Annotated in this window: 18 protein-coding genes and 1 riboswitch; of the genes, 8 read left to right on the plus strand and 10 right to left on the minus strand. The window is 38.3% G+C overall.

All coding sequences use genetic code 11. The annotated features are described in order from the left end of the window. Nucleotides 1–6 precede the first annotated feature (6 nt). The 5 genes from C9E88_RS09205 to C9E88_RS09225 all read right to left on the minus strand — a co-directional run bounded on the left by C9E88_RS09205 (nt 7) and on the right by C9E88_RS09225 (nt 7,409). Nucleotides 7–1,875 (minus strand): IucA/IucC family protein, encoded by a 1,869-nt coding sequence (locus C9E88_RS09205; RefSeq protein WP_106984971.1) that lies wholly within the window; start codon nt 1,873–1,875, stop codon nt 7–9. Next, nucleotides 1,872–3,332 (minus strand): lysine N(6)-hydroxylase/L-ornithine N(5)-oxygenase family protein, encoded by a 1,461-nt coding sequence (locus tag C9E88_RS09210; protein ID WP_106984970.1) that lies wholly within the window; start codon nt 3,330–3,332, stop codon nt 1,872–1,874. Before C9E88_RS09210 ends, C9E88_RS09205 begins: the two co-directional genes overlap by 4 nt. After that, nucleotides 3,325–5,148, minus strand: coding sequence for an IucA/IucC family protein (locus tag C9E88_RS09215; protein ID WP_106984969.1), 1,824 nt, complete (start codon nt 5,146–5,148; stop codon nt 3,325–3,327). Before C9E88_RS09215 ends, C9E88_RS09210 begins: the two co-directional genes overlap by 8 nt. Before the next feature lie 450 nt (nt 5,149–5,598). Continuing rightward, nucleotides 5,599–6,066: a Cys-tRNA(Pro) deacylase gene (gene ybaK / locus C9E88_RS09220; protein ID WP_106984968.1), complete on the minus strand. Its 468-nt coding sequence runs from the start codon at nt 6,064–6,066 to the stop codon at nt 5,599–5,601. A 146-nt stretch (nt 6,067–6,212) separates the two neighbouring features. Beyond that, a complete protein-coding gene (locus C9E88_RS09225; RefSeq protein ID WP_106984967.1) occupies nt 6,213–7,409 on the minus strand; it encodes an alkane 1-monooxygenase in 1,197 nt (398 codons plus the stop codon). Nucleotides 7,410–7,598: 189 nt separating this feature from the next. Here C9E88_RS09225 and C9E88_RS09230 point away from each other — a divergent pair, with 189 nt between their 5' ends. Beyond that, a complete protein-coding gene (locus tag C9E88_RS09230; protein WP_106984966.1) occupies nt 7,599–8,534 on the plus strand; it encodes an AraC family transcriptional regulator in 936 nt (311 codons plus the stop codon). On the opposite strand, the gene C9E88_RS09235 is transcribed toward C9E88_RS09230, so the two are convergent. Further along, nucleotides 8,529–9,173: a hypothetical protein gene (locus C9E88_RS09235; protein ID WP_106984965.1), complete on the minus strand. Its 645-nt coding sequence runs from the start codon at nt 9,171–9,173 to the stop codon at nt 8,529–8,531. The genes C9E88_RS09230 and C9E88_RS09235 overlap by 6 nt on opposite strands. Before the next feature lie 53 nt (nt 9,174–9,226). Beyond that, nucleotides 9,227–10,405 carry a lipid-A-disaccharide synthase gene (gene lpxB / locus C9E88_RS09240; RefSeq protein ID WP_106984964.1) on the minus strand — a complete coding sequence of 393 codons (1,179 nt, stop codon included), beginning with the start codon at nt 10,403–10,405 and terminating at the stop codon, nt 9,227–9,229. Between the two features lie 116 nt (nt 10,406–10,521). Here lpxB and C9E88_RS09245 point away from each other — a divergent pair, with 116 nt between their 5' ends. From C9E88_RS09245 to C9E88_RS09260, 4 genes are all read left to right on the plus strand, one after another. Next, nucleotides 10,522–11,118, plus strand: a complete 597-nt coding sequence (locus tag C9E88_RS09245; protein ID WP_137287925.1) for a hypothetical protein — start codon at nt 10,522–10,524, stop codon at nt 11,116–11,118. A 134-nt stretch (nt 11,119–11,252) separates the two neighbouring features. Next, nucleotides 11,253–12,161: a sulfite exporter TauE/SafE family protein gene (locus C9E88_RS09250; protein ID WP_106984962.1), complete on the plus strand. Its 909-nt coding sequence runs from the start codon at nt 11,253–11,255 to the stop codon at nt 12,159–12,161. Nucleotides 12,162–12,288: 127 nt separating this feature from the next. After that, nucleotides 12,289–13,380, plus strand: a complete 1,092-nt coding sequence (locus C9E88_RS09255; RefSeq protein WP_165382478.1) for a 3-deoxy-7-phosphoheptulonate synthase — start codon at nt 12,289–12,291, stop codon at nt 13,378–13,380. Between the two features lie 75 nt (nt 13,381–13,455). Beyond that, nucleotides 13,456–13,980 (plus strand): protein tyrosine phosphatase family protein, encoded by a 525-nt coding sequence (locus C9E88_RS09260; RefSeq protein WP_106984960.1) that lies wholly within the window; start codon nt 13,456–13,458, stop codon nt 13,978–13,980. On the opposite strand, the gene ispF is transcribed toward C9E88_RS09260, so the two are convergent. Then, complete coding sequence (gene ispF / locus C9E88_RS09265; protein WP_106984959.1) at nt 13,968–14,456, minus strand: 2-C-methyl-D-erythritol 2,4-cyclodiphosphate synthase; 489 nt, start codon at nt 14,454–14,456, stop codon at nt 13,968–13,970. The two genes, C9E88_RS09260 and ispF, sit on opposite strands and share 13 nt — an antisense overlap. A gap of 99 nt (nt 14,457–14,555) precedes the next feature. Here ispF and C9E88_RS09270 point away from each other — a divergent pair, with 99 nt between their 5' ends. Continuing rightward, the gene (locus C9E88_RS09270; RefSeq protein ID WP_106984958.1) at nt 14,556–15,203 is read left to right on the plus strand and encodes an A1S_1983 family putative colistin resistance protein; all 648 of its coding nucleotides are present in this window, start codon (nt 14,556–14,558) and stop codon (nt 15,201–15,203) included. Nucleotides 15,204–15,347: 144 nt separating this feature from the next. On the opposite strand, the gene C9E88_RS09275 is transcribed toward C9E88_RS09270, so the two are convergent. After that, entirely contained in the window at nt 15,348–16,592 is a 1,245-nt protein-coding gene (locus C9E88_RS09275) for a D-amino acid dehydrogenase (RefSeq protein ID WP_106984957.1), read from the minus strand. 162 nt (nt 16,593–16,754) lie between these two features. Then, nucleotides 16,755–16,845, minus strand: a riboswitch (glycine riboswitch). Nucleotides 16,846–17,004: 159 nt separating this feature from the next. Here C9E88_RS09275 and C9E88_RS09280 point away from each other — a divergent pair. Both C9E88_RS09280 and C9E88_RS09285 read left to right on the plus strand, forming a co-directional pair. Continuing rightward, the gene (locus tag C9E88_RS09280) at nt 17,005–17,787 is read left to right on the plus strand and encodes a hypothetical protein (protein WP_106984956.1); all 783 of its coding nucleotides are present in this window, start codon (nt 17,005–17,007) and stop codon (nt 17,785–17,787) included. Nucleotides 17,788–18,038: 251 nt separating this feature from the next. Beyond that, entirely contained in the window at nt 18,039–18,572 is a 534-nt protein-coding gene (locus C9E88_RS09285; protein ID WP_106984955.1) for a hypothetical protein, read from the plus strand. A 139-nt stretch (nt 18,573–18,711) separates the two neighbouring features. Here C9E88_RS09285 and C9E88_RS09290 read toward each other — a convergent pair whose 3' ends face one another. Next, on the minus strand, nt 18,712–19,263 hold the full coding sequence (locus C9E88_RS09290; protein ID WP_106984954.1) for a GNAT family N-acetyltransferase: 552 nt from the start codon (nt 19,261–19,263) through the stop codon (nt 18,712–18,714). Nucleotides 19,264–19,306: the final 43 nt, after the last annotated feature.

The raw sequence follows: 19,306 nt of genomic DNA on the forward strand, positions 1-19,306 counted from the left end.
TAAATGTTATGAAATAGCTGGCTGTTGCTTTGCAGACACAGATGGTTGAGCTTTATTCGATGTAATCTGTGTTGCCCACTGCGCTAATGTTTGTGGGCTTACAGGATTTGCAATTGGGTCTAGAAAAACTGGAACTGGGCGTTCTGCCTCATCGTTATAACTGGTGGTAAATAAACGCACGCGATTGAGGCAAATTTTGTCGTATTCAGGTCTAAACATTGCAAATTTTTCAATACGTTCAGCCCATTCAGGGTGCGCCTGATGAAATGCAGCAATCACATCAGATATGGTTTGCCAAAACTCAAGTTCGCTGTGCGAAGGAAAATCTTGCAAAAATACATTACAGATATAACGGTAATGCACCATAAACAGCCCTGTGAAGATAAAATGACTGAGTTCTAAGGCACTATGGCGCAGTAATATTTGTGCTTCAGCAGGTAAATTGGCCAGCTCGGCAAAATCTTCATCTACCAGATTCACATCATCAATAAAGTCTTTGAGTACCATTTTTTCAGGTACACCCTGACGGTGAATCAGCATGGTATTTTCACCATGTGGTGAAAAAGCCAAACCATATTTATAAAGACAAATTAGCAACGGATGAACACTGACTTCAGCAAAGCGCTTTAACCATTGCAATGGACTTAAACCCGAAGCATCAATTAACACTTTTAAAATAGATTCACCATTGGCATCACGATGCAAAAGCGCAGCTTGAGACAGCGCAGACTGACCTACGCCAATGCATGGGTCTACACTTTCGCGCCACAAACAACCAAATAACTCTTTAAATTGATATGGCGCACCTTCAATTTGATCATAGCAAGGCTGCTGTATGGTCAATGTGGCAATTTCACCCAAGAACTCTACACCAGAAGCTTTTAAATCAGGATCTTGGTGCTGAATTTGCTTTAACCATTCCGTGAGTGCTGGCGCAGCTAAATTACGTTTCGATGGTAAGCCACGATAAACCGCCGTATTTAAAATACTGACAGGGAGTTTGACGTAGTGACGTTGAGGCTGACTGATATTGCATAAAGTTCGAATGGATTGCATCGGAACATATTGGTCTTGCCCAATATCCAACTCAATTATGCGCTGTGACACGATTTCATGAGCATAAGTCGCCACCAACCATTGGTGCCATTGCCATGCATGTACTGGAATGAGGAAATAATCTACTGTCGATAAACCACGCTGAAATAAGATCTCTTCAAAATGATTTCGTTCAGATGCACTCAACTCATATTCATATAAACGACTGGCTTGCCATTCTGCTGTTGCACGAAACTGTGCTAAATCACGGTGAACCGCCAACCACAGCACTTTAACTTGTGGTGAAAGCTCGGGGGCACTGGTCACATAGTCATCATAACCAAAGCCCATACGCCCCTTACTCATAATTAACCAAGGGTGACCGCGTAGCATACCTTCAATTTTATAGTGAGGCTCTGTGAGTACCGCTGTACTTGGCAGACGGTGCTCAAGCATCACATGCGCTTCTGCCAACCACGTATTGTTCATCTCTTTCATTAAATAGGCTTGAGTAAACGGCTTTACATTCGCTTGAATGGCAAAAGCCTGTATAAATGCATGTAAATTCCATGCTGGCTCAGTATTTAAATCAGGATCATCTGGTTGATTGATTGAAAACTCGCGAACTGAACCTGTTTCAATCTGCCAATGCCCAAGCAAATATTGCTCACCTTTAAACTGATAAACCTGTCCGTTTAACACCAAATGGTAGGTCCTTGGTGCTATTTTCGTGACGCTCATCATTTCTTCATATAAAAATTCAGCAATCGCCATTTCTATTAATTGCTGGCCTGCACGGCGCCACTCTTTTTGACCAATCTGTAACTTTGCAAATTTCATGATATATACTCAAATACATTATTTTTCTGTGTTTTTAGCCCTTTTAATTCAAAGCTTTGTGTCTGATCGTTCAACTTTTGAATGCAAAATTGCTCCTGCATCGGCACCGTTTGATGTGCTGTAGAGACCAGACTTAACTCTGGGTTTTTTTCAGGCCGAAAGTGCTGAAAACACTGAGCTTGGTCGCTCATTTCATACAGCTCATATCCTACTAATTGGTTGGCAATATGGGCCGCGCGACATGCACCTAAACCTAAGTCGGGTGTACCCACACCATGTGTATGCAACTCTTGGTTTTGTACGTAAATTTCGCCTAGAGCATCATGTGACAACCGGTAGTCACGATGCACTTTCCAACGCCCTTGTTCATCGGTATGAATTAAGGGTTTTAGGTATCTTAAAAATTCAAATTCTGGACTGACATATCCTGTTGCTGCTACAACACAATCAGCCTGTAAAACAAACTGTTGCTCTGTGACGGTATGTTGGAAATGCAATTGAATTTTGCCTTGCACATACTCTGCATACTTTAAATGTGATTGCGCATGTAAGTACGTCATTTGCTCTCGTGTACCAATACTGCGGTGATACAGTTTTTGGTAAATTTCACGAATCGTTTGTGCACTAATACCCTTATACAACAATGCTTGTTGTTTCAATTGATCCGCTTTTTGCGCTGCACTGAGTTGATAAAAATGCTCGGTATAATCTGGACTAAAGTGCTCCAAGCCGAGCGGTGCATATTCCATTGGGAAAAACCCATTAGACCGTGTAAGCCAGTGCAACTTATAAGGCAATGCTTGACGAGTAGATCTTGGCTGACGCTCTTGCGCATGCTGCTGATCAAACAAGTCCATAAAGACTTCGGCAGCAGATTGGCCTGAACCCAACACCACCACATTACCACTACGCTGCTGACCACTCTGGCTGAGGTAAGAAGCTGAGTGTAAACATTGTTCAGGATACTGTTGTTGCAAGTTCTGCAAGCACACAGGTAAATGAGGGACATTCCCTGAACCAATCACCAAATGACGGCATAGAAAATGTTGTAATACACCATCTTGCTCGACCACAACTTCAAAACCATGCTCTTTGGCATAAATAGCTTTGACAATCGATTGATATTGAATATTGCTGAGCTGATCTGCGACCCATTGGCAATAATGGTTATATTCACGTCGTGGAATTTGCGAACGTTCAAGAAAATAAAACTTATATAAACGTTGTTGTGCTTTTAAATAATTTAAAAAACTATAAGGACTGGTCGGATCAACCATCGACACCAAATCGGCCATAAATGGCACTTGCAAAACGGTATCTGGTAACTGCATCCCCGCATGCCAATCAAACTGCGCTTTTTGTTCAAAAAAGCGATATTTCAAATTGGTTTTATCTTGTAATAAGCTGGCCAAACTTAAATTAAAGGGCCCTAATCCAATTCCTATAAAATCAAGCATAGCGCGCATCCTTTTGTTTAAGTTGCAAAGGATTACTCAATTGAACATACACAGACTGTTGTTCTACAGGTGCAATGAGCTCATCAAGCTCATGTAATCGCGTTAAAAGATTCGCTTTATACGGTAGAGTCTCTTGGTAGAGCAAAGCATGTAATAGGCTACTTTCAGGATATTGCGCAAATAAAACCAATAATCGCTGCTGTAATTCATCTAATAGCTGTTGTTCCTTAATCCACCCCGTTGCACCAATGGCATTAATCAAACCAAATAAGGTATTACCAAAGAAATAATAACTAAAACGTTCATCTACAAATTCTTGCGAGCCTACAGCGTGGGCCTTATCGGCTAAATCTGGAAATAGCGATAGTACTTCCGTTGCCCGCTCTTGAATGTAATAAAAACCTTGATTGTCGCGAAGCCACAAATATTTAGGTAAGCCATGTTCCAGTTCAAGTAACACATTTTGCTGATGTGACTCAAATGCCATGCCATATTGGTGATACACATGCATCAACGGCTTTAAAGAAATATCGAGGAACTTTTGGAACCAATACAGCGCAATTTGGCCTCGATCTTGTGCTGGATTTTGCTGATGCAAATAGGCAAATAACGTGTCAAAACGATTTTGTGCTTGGCTTGGATGATCCTGACATAAGGATGCAATACAGCTTACTTGTTGCGTCTTATCAAAGGGCTGATCTCTAAAAATGCAGATCGTTTCATTGATGATTTCATCTTGCTGTTTTAGTGCAATCCAAGCTGGATCATTCAATGCTTTTAAAGTTGGGCATTGCGCTAATATTTTCTGCCCTAAAGTACTGTGCCATAGTTGATGTGTCATTTCGCCCCGGTAGCATTCTTTGGCTAAATTCACGCGGATCGAGTTGGTAATCATGACAGATAACGATGGCTTCAACATCCAAGGCGCATCAAAACTTGCCAAAGTTCGTACTGAAGTTGTCGGTGAAAATGCCCAAGCACGCTCACCTAAATCGACGATTTGATCTTGCGACTTTAATTGCTTAAACCACGGCTTACACTGCAAATAACGTGCTTGCCAAGGATGTAATGGCAATAATTTATAATGTGGATATTTTTCTAAGCATGCATAATCTGTATTACTTAAATGTTTGTATAAATGCTGTTTCAATTCACTCGAAATAGACGTATTGAGAGCATTCCCTTCTGCAATATAGTCTGGTGCGACCAACCAATAATGCATTGGGGTCTGTGACTTGGCTTCTGGTGAGAAATTTGTCCAGTCTTCATGCACAAAACCCACTCTACTTTTGGGTGCAGGATGCATGCTATGGCCTAAAATTAAGGCTTGCTCAGTTTCTATAAAACTTTGTTCGAGCTGAATAAAATCGTCAAATTCATGCTGACGCAGGGTTAAAAACTGCGTGAGCGCATCTCGACTTTCAATCCAACGCTCCAACAATGATGCAGGATCTAAACGTGTTGTTTGACAGGGTTGCACTTCTTCTTGCGCATCACCTGCACGTGATGTCATTACAAGCTCTTCTAAAAGTAAGGCCACCATAGCCACACAGCTCATATTTTGAAATTGCCCCTTACTCCTTACTTTGGGCAACGTAGCTATACGATGACGTCCTACCGTACTCACATAGGAGAGTGGCACCAACAGCTGAGACTGTATTGCATCTAATGGCAATACCAATAACGTCAAGCCTTGGCTAAACGTCAGTTGAGATGAATTTTGTTGATACTTCTCGAGTAAAATTGATTTACCCGTTTCTTGTGAGTATGCATTGACAAGATGCTGCATCGCCAAGCGACTAGCAAGCGCTTTCATCTGACCATATCCTCTGTTTTAAAACTCAATTTGAGCCTTTCATATATTTATGTTTCTTTTAATGCACAAATTTTGTGACTGCGCTGGCCAACGCTCAAAAACATATTAATGATAATCATTATTGTTAACATTTGCACTTTTGTGATTTTTTGCTAACAAATTCGATTTTTTGCTGTAATAAACTGTTTTTTAGTTATTTATTTTTTAATATGAATATTTCTGCTGAAAAGTATTAAAAATATTGGCATGGGACTAAATGATAATATTCTCATTTACGATTGTTTTTATCATTTTTCTAAGCGTAATCCCTCCCCATAAGAAAAAATAAATAAAATCTATCTATTTGTAATAATTATATTTTTATAACAATAAAAATGAACCTCGTAAAAAAAGCACAATATTGTTCATATTGTGCTCTGCATAAAATCAATATAAGAATAAAACTGTTTATTATTGATCCAAAACATCAACAAACGTTGCACCCAATACTTTGGCTAAATCTTGCGGTTTTAGACCAATATCTAAGCCACGCTTCCCGCCACTCACATAAATTTTAGCTAATGTTTCAGCACTCGCATCAATCACTGTTTTTAGTCTTTTCTTTTGCCCAACCGGACTAATTCCCCCGACCAAATAGCCCGTGAGCCGTTCAGCATCTTTAGGGTCCGCCATTTTAAGCTTTTTACAGCCAAAAGCCGAAGCCACTTTTTTTAAGTTCAGCTGATGATTCACAGGTAACACAGCTACAAAATAGTTTTTTTCATCGGTAACCATTAGGGTTTTAAACACTTCTTCTACCTGTAAACCGAGCTTTTCTGCAGCTTCTAAACCAAAGCTTTTCGCATCTGGATCATGTTCATATTCATGAATAGAAAATTCAATTTTTTGTGCTTTTAGTAATTTACTTGCTGGAGTCATAGATATTCTGATGCTTTAAACAGGCCCTTATTATATGCCGATACATCTTCCATACAATGACTGATCCGAATCTAAACCTATTCAAAAAACATAAAACCCATACTTGTGTATGGGTTTTAGCGAAGTTTTAAGAGCGTATTAATTATTTAGGATAGGCTTAAGCCAAACTTTTTAAAGATTCGATCACGGCGTTTTGGGTGAATATTGGCCTTGGTCAAATCCCCTTCATAATGATCATAGACACGTTTATCCATCATCTTAAACCACAAAGAAGGAATCAATGCGGGTATAAGCATAGTTGCATAACCACTTGGTAGCTCAGGCGCTTCATCAAAATGACGTAAGGCTTGGAACGGTCGTGTTGGATAAGCATGATGATCTGAATGACGTTGCAATTGGTACAAAAATAAATTCGTCACAATATTATTATTATTCCAACTATGTTCAGGCATAGTTCGAGCATAAGAGCCGTCTTCTTTTTGTGTGCGTTTCAAACCATAATGTTCAATATAGTTAATCACTTCAAATAGGCTAACACCATAAAATGCTTGTGTAGCCAAATACGGCGCAACTTTTTTACCAAATAAAGATAACATTGTGCCATGAAAGCCAGCACTCATTGCCCAGCCATGAAATAACTCATTTTCTTTACTAAAGAAAGATAAGCCTTTACGTTTTAAACGATTTCTTTCAATTTCAACAGCCGACTTTATGCCACCAAAAACAGTTCGTGGCCAAAATTCATAAAAGGTTTCACCCATTTTAGATGAAGCAGGATCTTCAGGCGTCGCGGCACGTTTATGGTGCCCATACGGATGTTCAATACGAAAGTGGTTATACGACAAAGGCATCAATGTTGCATGTGACCAGTAATGATCTTTTTTATTAGGACGGTGGCAAAGTTCATGTGCTGTATTTACAGCTACACCATTTATTGCTCCCATCGAAATACCAAGTAGAACTTGATCCAACAAAGAAACATTTTTACGTGTAACCACATAGCCAGCAAATACATTGGCAGCCATTTGTAATGGAATAAATACTTTTACAATACGGTCATAATATGGGTCTTGCACCAACTGCTTAATGTCTTCATCACTTGGATTGTTATCATCTGAGCCAACCAAAGCATCAATCGTTGGAATAATCACATGCAGTAATAAAGGTCCTCCCAGTGCAAACACTTTTTTTGTTGCTTTAGGACCAAAATGATAACCTGCCACAATCCCCATCCCAATGACAGGTAAACCTGGGCTAAGTAACCAACCAAATCTTTTTTTGTCGAGTTGACGTCCTGTACGAAGTATTGTGTTCTCTGACGTGAGTTGTAGAGGGGCATTCATCTGGCAAATTTCCTTATTTCTTTTACTGTCTTTATCTTTGTAGAAATAAGGCCGTAACAAAAGTCTTGAGCGTCCAAAAAACCTATGCCAAAGTCTTTGGCTTAATTTGATAAATAATGACCTACAGACACTCTTTCTGTTATGTTTGGATGATAAAGCAAAAAGAAATAGGAAAGAAAAACAAAGCACATGGACGCTTTAAGTAAAATTTTCGATGATATACATTTAAATCATTCTGAATATATCTATTTGAAAGCCCAAAATAATTGGGCCTTCCAGCATCAAGAGCATGGCGCAATGGTGGCCTATATTATGATGCACGGCCAATGTGTATTACATATTGCAGACAAGCAAATTATGCTCGAATCAGGTGACTTACTTTTAGTCCCATCAGGTATTCCTCACTTATGTACCGCATCCAAAAATGCAGTATTTCAAGATGCTACCGATATTCATCCACTTTTTGATGAAAAGCACCAAAAGACCATTCACCTTGAATCTGAACAACACCCTAAACATGAAGAAAGTTTAATTTTAGCCATTCGTGGTCGTGTAGACAGTATTATGGCCAAGCCTTTATTTAATGCACTGCCCCACTATTTACATATTCATCATATTTTAAGCAGCACAGCCCCAGAATGGTTGCAGATTGGCTTACAATTTCTTGCCGTTGAGGCCAATCAAATTCGACCTGGTCGTGACAAAATTCTCGATCATTTGGTGAGTATTTTATTTATTGAATGTGTACGTGATCATATTGCACAGTTAAGTGATTCACAAAATTGGTTAAATGCCCTCACACATGTTGAACTTTCTAATGCTTTAGCTGCCATACATGGGCAACCTGAATTTGCTTGGACAGTAGAAAGTTTGGCTGAGCAATGCTGTATGTCACGTTCTAAATTTGCCAATTTATTCACTCAAATTATTGGCGAAACACCTTTGGCTTATTTACAGCAACATCGACTCCGCTTGGCATCACAACATTTACGCCATGGGGATTTATCGATTCAACAAATTGCACATCGTGTCGGCTATTCATCCGAAACTGCTTTTAGCCAAAGTTTTAAACGCTCTTATGAACTCACGCCAAGTCAGTATAGAGTAAAGCACACAAGGTTATAATGAACTAGTTGACTGAATAATATTATAAATTTCTTTAGCTTCGATTTCTTTTCGTGCTTGAAATTTCCCATAATTAGAAAAATGTAAATGCTTATAAACCACAGTATTTTCATCATAAAAGACTTGCAAATGATGACTATGGATTGATTTAGGATCACTTAACCAATTAAATTTTTTACTTTTTCTCATTAACATAAATACTGAGTTAGAAATAAAAACTGCTTTTTTCTTATTCGAAAATATTGCACAGTTAATATAATCTAAATGTTGCTCATTCAAATCATCAATTGTTAGCATATTTCTACCAACAGTCGGTACATGCAACAATTCAATAAATGAAATTTCATTTGCAAGTTCACATGTTAATCCAATTTTGGCAAATGATTGATGATACTTTTTCCCATCACCTTTATAATTTTTATGCAAGAATGGATGATGCATATTATATTTTCGCCAAAACTCGACTCCATTCTGGTGATATTGAAGAAGAAATGGGAATACATCCTGTTTCTCAATATCCGCTGAATAGTTTGCATCTAAACCTATAAACAAATATTTAGCATCAATAGGACAACAGCCTTGATAAGGCTGATCTTTAAATAATTTTTGTAGCCTAAGACTCGGATGTAATTGGTACATTATAAACTCTTATGTTTCTGACTATCCTAATTTGTATAGTTTCTCACTCTTAATCAAGCAGTTTCTAACATCGATAAAATTGCAGCAACAGGGTCTTCACTGTTATCAGACAAAAGCTGTTTATGCATCGTAATATGTTGCATTGCTTGAATTTGTGCTGTTTCTATATCCATCAAGCGTTCAATTTCAGTTGCTAGTTTTGCTGCTGTTGCATCTTTTTGAATCAATTCCTGAATGACTTTTTTACCCGCAATAATATTCGGCAGTGAATAATACGGTATTTTAACCAATAGCTTGGCGATCCAATACGTGAGAGTATTTAACTGATAAAAAGTGACCATTGGTCGGTGTAGCAGCATTGCTTCTAAGGTCGCTGTCCCCGAGGCTAAAGCGACAATATTTGATGCATTCATCACCTGACGACCAATTTTAGATTCAGTATCTGTATTTTCCAACAAATGAATTTTTGCTTTAAGAGGCGCTGGATATTTTTCTAGTAAGGCTTCAATTTGCTGTTTACGTGCATCATTAATCGCTGGAATTAAAAACTCATAATCTGGGTGTTTGTGCATTAAAATTTGTGCAGCATCAAGTACCAACGGTCCTAAGCGCTCAATTTCACCACGACGACTCCCAGGCAAAAGTGCAATATGCTTTTGATTTTGCGCTAAGCCCAACTCTGCCTTAGCTTCGGCAATCGGGTTTTGTAAAGGCAATTGGCTAGCAAGTGGATGTCCCACAAATGCGGCTGGCACATCCCATTTTTTATAAAATGCTTTTTCAAATGGAAATAAGCACAGCACCAAATCAATGCTGGCTTTAATACCATGCACACGCCCTTGTCGCCATGCCCACACTGAAGGGCTAACGTACTGCACAGTTTTAATCGGTAGCTGCTTTTGCTTTAAACTTTTAGATAAACGTAAATTAAAATCTGGTGCGTCAATGCCAATAAAAACATCAACAGGATTTTTACTCCATGTTTCGACTAAACCGTCGCGAACTGCAAATAACTTTTTAATATCTTTTAAAACTTCAACAATCCCCATCACCGATAAAATATCCATCGGATAATAGCTTTTAAAGCCTTCTGCAATCATTTGCGGACCACCAATGCCTTCAAACTCTGCATCAATCCCTTGCTCACGAAAACGGCGGATCAGTTTAGCGCCCAAGGTATCGCCAGACACTTCCCCAACAACGATGCCAATTTTAAGTTTCCGATTTTGCAAGATTTAATCCTTTGTCTATCTAAATCATTATTGTGCTTGATTCTAACATAAACATTTCTTTATAAATGAAGTTGCATAGCGCAATACGCCATCTAATTGAGCACAAAGGAAATCTTTTGTCTAAAATAACTACATGGTTACATCAGGAGCTGATTCAGCCTGCACGCCATATCTGGCAACTTACACTCAAGTATTTTGCGCTCTTCATCATTGCTTCTGCTTTGCTTCAAGCAATCACGTTTTTAATCATACCAAGCGTGTGGTTGCCTACAAAAATTGAACATCTCGCGCTTAAAAAGCCTGAAAATCACATCAATCTGGGGAAAACACAAAATATCGTGTTGCAACAAGGCTATAAAAAATACCTTGCACGTTGTACATGGCAAATACCAGAAATCAAACAACTATGTGAATCGGCAGCACATCATCAGCAACTCAACATACAATCCGTGCAATTTATTTATCTCAGCACAACATTTCAGCTGTCTAAAGGCTCAAAGAAAGAAGTCTTTATTCAAGCGATGAGTTTAGTTACTGACCACACCGCTACGGCGCGGCACATCCATGCTACAACGCAACAGCAGCAACAGTGGCTTCAAGCACAGTATCAATCCACGCACATCATCCGCATGCTTCTCCTCATAAATATGCTGTATATGGCTCTGGCTTCTTGGTTCAAAATAAGACATCGGTCTCACTCAGTTCCAAAATAAATGCTTTACCAATGACCTTTTGCTTTACACGTGTAGCTTTATCTTTTTTTTGCATAAGCAAATCAGTAATCAAGACAACAGCTTATATTTAAAAGTCATAAGATAAGCACGTTTTTTGATTATGGCATATAAACATGTTTGGTCCTTTAGAATTTATTATGGCTGGTGTTTTAGTTGGTTTCTGTGTCGGTATTACTGGCGTAGGCGGTGGCTCACTGATGACTCCAATTTTAATCAGCCTATTTCGAATAGAACCTCACATTGCCATTGGTACAGACTTACTTTATGCCGCAATTTCAAAATTTTGTGGCTCTTTAGTACATGCCAAAAAACTTAATATTGTATGGCCAATCGTCATTTGGCTTGCTGTTGGTAGTATTCCAGCATCTTTTGCAACACACTGGGTACTCGACACCTACTTAAGTCAATCAAGTAGCTATAAAGCTGTACTCACAACAGTACTTGGCTTTATGCTGACTTTGACTGGCCTATCTATTATGTTTCGTGGCCATATTGAACGTTTCTTTAATAAATTCCGTCAGGCCAATACCCAAGACGATATGACCTCCGATTTAGAAAATGTCAATTTTCAAGCCAAAAATAAGCGTCTTTATATTGTCATTATGGGGATTGTGCTCGGTATCTTCGTTACACTTTCATCTGTAGGTGCTGGTGCATTTGGTATTATGGCCTTAGTGCTCATGTTTCCAAATTTACCCATGATTCGCATTATTGGCTCAGACGTTGTTCATGCAGTTTTACTGACTTTTGTTGCAGGTATGGGACACATGACATCAGGTAACGTCGATTTCCATCTATTAGGTTGGTTACTGTGTGGCTCAATCCCAGCGATTATAGTAGGTACGCTTATTAGTTCACGTTTACCAGAAAAACTGATTCGTAAGATCTTGGGCATTACCCTGTTTGCACTGGGTGTAAATTTTATGATCAATCCAGTTAAAGCGAAACCTGTAGCAAAACCTGAAACAGCGATGATGATTCAAAGTACATCGCATGCAGAAATTAAAACTGTGAATGTTTAAATTTCTCATACGATTCATCACTTTTTTTTAACCAACCTATTGATCTTTTTTATAACAATGAAGCTGTACATTCATGTTATATTCAGTTCATGAAACAACCTTTTTGTATGAACAACCAGTGACGGCAATGAATACTTTACAGTCAAATTCTATTACCCAAAACGATATCGATGACGTGAATGTAAAAAGCATTCAGACTCTCGTAACACCAGCACAATTAAAATCAGAACTGCCACTGACTGAAACAGCATATCAGACCGTGTTACAAGGCCGTGAAACTGTTCGTAATATTTTAGATGGTCAAGACAAACGCTTATTTGTGGTGATTGGCCCTTGCTCTATTCACGATACTAAAGCGGCACATGAATATGCAGATCGCCTTAAAGTATTAAGTGAAAAAGTTAAAGATACGCTTTATATCGTGATGCGCGTGTATTTTGAAAAACCACGTACAACAGTCGGTTGGAAAGGCTTAATCAACGATCCAGATATGAATGACTCATTTAATATTGAGAAAGGTTTACGCTTAGGCCGTCAATTACTTCTCGAATTAAATGAAAAAGGTTTACCTTGTGCTACAGAAGCTCTCGATCCAAACTCACCACAATATTACCAAGACTTAATTTCTTGGTCTGCAATTGGTGCACGTACCACTGAGAGCCAAACTCACCGTGAAATGTCATCTGGCCTTTCATCACCTGTAGGCTTTAAAAACGGTACAGATGGTGGCCTCACTGTGGCAACCAATGCAATGCAATCCGTAAAACATGGTCATAGTTTCCTTGGCTTAAATGAAGATGGTCAAGTGTCTGTCATCAATACCAAAGGTAACCCTTATGCACATGTAGTATTGCGTGGTGGTAATGGTAAACCAAACTATGATGCAGGTTCAGTTGCGGAAGCAGAAGCTGCTTTAGCTAAAGCGAAAGTAAGTGGCAAAATCATGATTGATGCCAGCCATGCCAACTCAAATAAAGACCCGTACTTACAGCCTTTAGTACTTAAAAATATTACTGAACAAATTCAAGACGGTAATAAATCAATCGTAGGTATTATGGTTGAAAGTCATTTAAAAGGTGGTCGCCAAGATATTCCAACTAATTTATGCGATCTTGAGTACGGTAAATCCGTTACAGATGGTTGTATTGATTGGGATACTACCGAAAAAGTCTTATTGGAAATGGATGCAGCCCTTAAAGAGTTGCTCCCAAACCGCTAAGTCATCCAAAACGCCATCGTCAAGATGGCGTTTTTACTCTATAGTAAAAAGGGATTAGAACTTTAAATACAGCGTATGAATGATATTGAAAATAGTTTGACTCAAATTGATCACTTCCAGTTTGTTCATGAACATTTATTTAGCTCAGGACAACCTTCAGAAGCAGAACTCAAACACATTAAAGAATATGGTGTAACCACTGTAATCAACCTTGCACTGAGTGATGCGCCAAACCATCTACCACAAGAAGATCATTTGTGTTTAGATCTGGGACTCAACTACATTCAAATTCCAATTTCACTAGATACGCCTTCTGACGCACAATGTTTATTGGTACTGGATATGATTGATCATTTGGTACAAGAACAAATGGTGTGGGTACATTGCACAGATAATTTTAGCGCCAGTTGCCTGATGTATTTATATCGCCAATTTTATATGAATATTGATATGCCAACTGCGCAAGAATATTTGCATCAAATTTGGGAACCCAATGCAACGTGGACAGGACTCATTCATGCTGTAACTGTGCAACTCCAAGGTCGAAAATCAACCCAAGAGTTACAATATTCAATGATCCATCCAGATCATTTTGCGTGAGAAATTAACACCGTTGCGGTTGATAAAATCCCTTCTTGACGACCAGTGAAACCTAACTGTTCAGTGGTCGTTGCCTTTACGCTGATTTGTGTTACATCTACATTTAATACATCTGCAATGCTTTGACGCATAGTCAAATTATGCTTGGCTAATTTTGGGCGTTCGCAAGCGACCGTAATATCCGCATTATTCAGTACATAACCACGATCTAATATCAATTGATAGACATGTTTCAGTAATACACGACTATCCGCACCTTTAAAGTTTGGATCTGTGTCTGGAAAATGCTGACCAATATCTCCAAGTGCCAATGCACCTAACAATGCATCACACAAGGCATGAAGCACAACATCACCATCTGAGTGTGCCTTTAAACCATGTGTATGTGGAATTTGAACGCCTGCCAATGTAACAAAGCTACCTTCTTCAAAGGCATGTACATCTAGGCCCTGACCGATACGAATTTGTGCAACCACCTTATGTTTCCTTAGAAATAAACGATTGGAATCTTGTATTCACGCTTTCTATTTCGCTATAGTTAGGTCAAGCGCAACGTAATGAAAGTATAAGCGATCATGCTGTTGAAAACTGATAAAAAAATCATCAAAAACTTTAGATTAGCCATCATCCTTGGCTATTTTTGCACGCCTATGGCATTTGCTGAAGCAATTCAATGCATACCAGCTACAACATCGCTCAAAAAAGTGTGCTCTGAAGCATTTAGCACACAACGTGAAAAACTTGACAATTTATATCTAACGGCCAGTTTAGTCACTGATGCGCCTTTAAGTATCATTCAAGATACGCAGTACATTTGGCAAAATCGATTACAACAATGTAAAAGTATCGATTGTTATAAGCAACAATTTGAGCTACGCGCTGATGATCTCAATATTTTTGTTTCACTCAATCAAAGCCTAACACAGCATTATTTAAAGTTTGAACACGGGACATTCGCACAACCATTCACCCAGCTTAAAGTTCATCAACTCAGTAAAGATCGTATTAAAATTGAAGGCTTGTCTTATCGTAATCCCAATAATCGTGCTGAAACACAAATCATCCCCTTTCTAGCCTATACTACACCAGATCAAAAAAACGATATTTTAGACAATGAACATGATTGTAAATATCAGTTCAGCTACAGCAAAGCAATCCTTTCCGTGCAGAGCAAACAACAAGGATGTGAACGATTCGTAGGGATTTATCGCCTCTATGATTAATGTAAAGGCAACTTCTGCACCTAGAAAAAATTAAGGATATAAAGTGATCTCATCACATTACCATCGCTATAAAAATATAGATGGTTTTGCAATCAAGATCCCTCTATATCCCCTTCATTTCAATTAAAAGGTCTCATCGCGCATTTAAATAGGATGACTATGTGCCACTTGCTGACTAATCATGGCTGCCGTTGCCGCTGAAAGCGTCCAACCCAAATGCCCATGCCCAGTGTTATAAAACACCCTTTCACGCTTGCCTCGATTTACGATTGGCATCATATTGGGCATCATCGGTCTTAACCCCGCCCATGGCACAGAAAACTCTGTCGAGAGTTCAAAATTACGATTTACCCAATCGACCAGAGGCTGAATTCGATCAGAACGTATATCTCGATTATAACCATTAAATTCTGCTGTGCCCGCTACTCTTAAGCGATCTGCGCCCAATCGAGAAGTCACAATTTTTGCACTTTCATCAAGTAAACTTACCCAAGGTGCATGTTTCTGGCTGGCTTCGTCCCTCAGTTCAACGGTAATGGAATAACCCTTTACTGGATAAACGTTTACGCGGTCACCCAACATTTCTGCCAATTGATAGCTTCCAACACCACCACATACCACCAAGGCATCAAACTCTAATGTCGTTGGCTCAGCATCTGAGCCTTCCATATTTTCGTCACTCGCCTTTAAAGCTAAACTCACACCACTTTGATGATGCTGAATAGATGTGACTTCATAACCAAATTTATAGTTCACACCATGCTTACGGGTAACCTCAGCCAGCCCAGTGGTAAATTTATGAATATCTCCTGTGGCATCGCCTGGGCAATAAAAACCCGCATAATAATCCCCAGTTAAGGCTGGCTCAATCTGCTTGATTTCATCATTACTTACGGCATAGCGTTCTAAACCACCTTGGCATAGCATGTCATTCACACCAATCGCCACATCATAATCTGCTTGATTATGATAAAAATGTAGAATCCCTCGCTTTTCCAAGTTGAAATCAATGTTTTCTTTTTCTGCAATTTCAAACAAACGTTGCCGAGCCAAAAGTGCCAACCTTACCGTCTCTTGGGTATTTTCTTTATAGTGTTTAATATTCCCCAAAAACTCCATCAGCCATGCATATTTATGAATACTAAAACTTGGATTAAGCAATAATGGTGCAGACTTTTGTGACATCCATTTTATGCCTTTAAGCACTGTAGCTTTTTGATTCCAAACCTCTGCATTGCAAGCTGAAAGCTGTCCTCCATTCGCAAAAGAAGTTTCCATAGCTGGATATAAGTGCTTATCTATCACTGTAACATGATAGCCAAGTAAGGCTAACTCATAGGCTGTTGTTACCCCAGTAATACCTGCTCCAACGACTGCAATATGACACATAACGCCTCCTTAAAATGTATGTTCTACACTTTAAATTGGGTGCCTCATCTGTCTTCCGTCATGATGATGACGACCTGAGAGCTTCAGCTTATACAGCCACATGCCATACAAACCTTCCTCCTTCGGTGAGCGCTTTTTTATTGTTCGCTTCTCTCCAGATATTGAATTGCTGCAGTCCTTTTGCCTGAGAGTTTCCTGAGGCCTTGCTCCTTCGGCGAACGTCTGTATTACGTTTCTCTCCTACAGCAATTTGTAATCTTAATATGAGCAATTTATGTACCAACGAAAAGTATTAAAAGCACATAATTTGTTCACTATTTGTATAGAAGGCCAGTTTAATATGCTAAGCCCTTGATTATTTAATCAAATAATCGATAAATTAACGACTCAACCTAATATACTTTTATACTCGATGATCTCAAACGAACAATTTTCTGATTTTGCCAGCACCATTCGAAGCCATACATTGGAGCAACTTTATCTACAAGATCATCTCAAAATTGGGCAATCAGGTCATTTAAGTAGCTATTACGCCCCATTTGAAGCAATCAATTCAATGGCTCAAGTGATCTTTGTAGGGATTTGCCCAGGTAAAGCCCAGTGGCAACATGCAATTGAGGTCGCAAAAACAGGTTTAGAAAGCAATATTCCCCCTGCAACGTTGTTGCAAAAGATAAAAGCAGAAAGCGCATTTCGTGGCCCAATGCGCCGCAATATTGTACAAATGCTAGATTATGTAGGGCTACAACATAAACTTGGGATTGAAACTTCACAGCAACTATTTGAACAAAATCAACACTTGCTACATAGCACTTCTGCACTTAGACACTGCATTTTAAATAAAGGGCAAAACTATAATGGTTCTACGCCTAATATGCTAAGAAATGAATTTTTACAGCAACATATTCATAGTTTTTTGATCCCTGAGATTCAACAACTTTCCTCTAGTGCTGTATATATACCCATGGGTTTAAGTGTTGCGCAGGTTTTACATTACCTTTCTAGCTTAGGCTATTTAAATGAAGGGCAAATTTTAGATGGATTCCCTCATCCTTCAGGTGCAAATAGTGAACGTATCCAATATTTTTTAGGACAAAAAACACCGGCTCAGCTCTCAAAAACCACTAATGCATATAAAATAGATCAAGAAAAAATAAATTTATCCAATAAAATAAGAAACTTAGAGTTTAAATAATATAATAACTCTCAAAAAATACTGCTTTGATATGGCAATGTTGAACACAATTCTCTCCAAAGTGCCATAAAAATCAACATATTTACGACGATATAATTTAATAAAATTTAATAAATCATCAATTTAGTTATTTGATTAATACAATTATTATTGAAAAGTGTGATTTATTTTACTTTTTATAAAAAATATGTGATTATTTTTATAGATTCAAATAATCGCTCTATAAAAATTACATTGTTTTGGAACTCAAAATGAAAAATTTACTAGGATTAGCACTTGTAACAGCTTTACTCTCTGGGTGTATTGCAATTCCAACTAGCAAATCTAAAGATAACAACCCTGCTTCCCTGATTAAAGGTGATAGCAATGTTGATAACTCTAAAAATGACATTACTCGTGTAAATACTCGTGGGCAATTAACTTGTAATAGCAATGAAGTTTGTCCTGAACTAGATATTGATTGGAATAAAAATCAAGGTCAATACAATGTTTCATTCCATTTATATGATCGACAGCAGTATGATTTAAAAGAATTTACTTTTATTGTAGATGGTAAAACGCGCTCATTTAGCACCATTGGCGCAACAACTACACGTAATATTAATAATTCAGGCATTTATGAGTCTACAAATAATGCCGAAGTTCCGAGTAATTTGTTTAGTCAAATCAATCAAGCCAAGAATATCCAAGTAGTGATTAGTACCAACCAAGGTGATATCACACGCGATATGCTTAGCCCAAATAAACAATCTGATGCATTCCGTTTATTCCGTCGTGCTTACTAATAACCAATAGCGGCTTAAAACTCTCCACTTTGTGTCTTTTAATCAGACATTTGCGTATCTTCGGATACGCTTTTTTTTGCTCACTGTTATTTTTATATACCATCATTTCATCTTTAAAATTGAATCAAACAGACCTGGTTTATTCTGAGAGATTTTTTTGTAAATGAATTAAATGAACCTCTACAGCAGGAATACCCACATCAAGATCCGTAGGATAAACTTCTGTATTTCCACTCTGCTGATAGCCTGCTCGTTCATAAAATGCAATCAAAGAGTGACGAACATTTAATACATACATATTTATAGTGTGAACTTCACTATACCTCTGATGGATATGTTGCTCTATAAACGTTAAAAATTGACGGCCTAAACCCTGATTTTGATAGTCTGGTTGCACCGCAAATGTTCCTATTTCTAACTGTCTAACATCGTCTTGATCATGTGTTAAGCCAATACAACCTAAAAGCACATTGTGTTGTTTCGAAAGATCATCTGAAGATTTTTCACATACCCATAGTTCAAAATGTGGATCAGTTAATAAACTTTCCAACTGTTGTGACTGTATACGCTGACCTTGAATAATATGCTGTTCATTGGTCCAACTCCGCCCAAGATTTTCACGATAGGCTTGATTAATTAAAACAACTAAATTCTGAATATCGTTCGATTCTGCACGACGAAATGTATTCATTATGGGCCTGCATATAATTATATTAGACAATGATTTTTAGTAT

This window comes from Acinetobacter cumulans, from assembly GCF_003024525.3.
In the GTDB taxonomy this organism is placed as follows: Bacteria; Pseudomonadota; Gammaproteobacteria; order Pseudomonadales; family Moraxellaceae; genus Acinetobacter; species Acinetobacter cumulans.